Source organism: Streptomyces sp. A01 (genome assembly GCF_059026195.1).
Genome location: NZ_JBWLKN010000110.1, coordinates 1 through 809, shown reverse-complemented (window position 1 = coordinate 809; position 809 = coordinate 1). Strand labels below are relative to the sequence as shown.

Below are 809 nucleotides of genomic sequence, written 5' to 3'. Positions count from 1 at the left end.
TGGCGCTGGAAGATGATGTAGACCGCGAGGACGGGCAGCATGGCGATCAGCAGGCCGGAGAACAGCACCGCCCAGTTGCCCTTGTAGCCCTGGGAGACCGCCAGCTCGACAAGCCCCTGCGGCAGCAGCTTGTCGTCCTCCTCACCCTGGTTGAGCACGTACGGCAGCATGTACTGATTCCACTGCCCCAGGAAGTTGAAGATCCCGATGCTGATCAGGCCCGGTTTCGCCATCGGCAGCATCACCTGGAAGAACGTCCGCGTATGCGACGCCCCGTCGATCATCGCCGCCTCCGCCACCGACGTCGGCAACGTCTTGAAGAACGACGTCAGGAAGAACACCGTGAACGGCAGCGAATACGCGATGTACACCAGGATCAGACCGTGCTTGGTGTTCAGCATCTCCATGTTCTGCAACACGAAGTACAACGGCACCAGCGCCAGCACGATCGGGAAGCTCATCCCCCCCACGAACAGGTAGTAGATGAACCGGTTCCCCCGGAAATCGAACCGGGCCAGCACATACGCCGCCATCGCCCCCAGCAGCATCGTGCCGAACAGCGAACCAGCCACCACCACCGTCGAGTTCAGAAAATACCGGCCCATGTTCGCGGTGTTCCACGCGTCCGACCAGTTCCCGAACCGCAACGACGACGGCAACGCCCACGGAGACGTGAAGATCTCCCTATCCGTCTTCAGCGAACTCATCGCCGCCCACAACAACGGCAGCGTCACCAACAGCCCCCACACCGCCAGAATGCCGTGCGAGAACACATTCAGCACCCGGCCACCGGCATCACCACCGCCCTT

At 61.8% G+C, this 809-nt stretch carries 1 protein-coding gene; it reads right to left on the bottom strand.

What is annotated here, in order from left to right; genetic code table 11:
- Positions 1 to 809: carbohydrate ABC transporter permease (locus tag AC5P1B_RS35740; RefSeq protein WP_493892205.1), on the bottom strand; the 809-nt coding region annotated here is incomplete at both ends.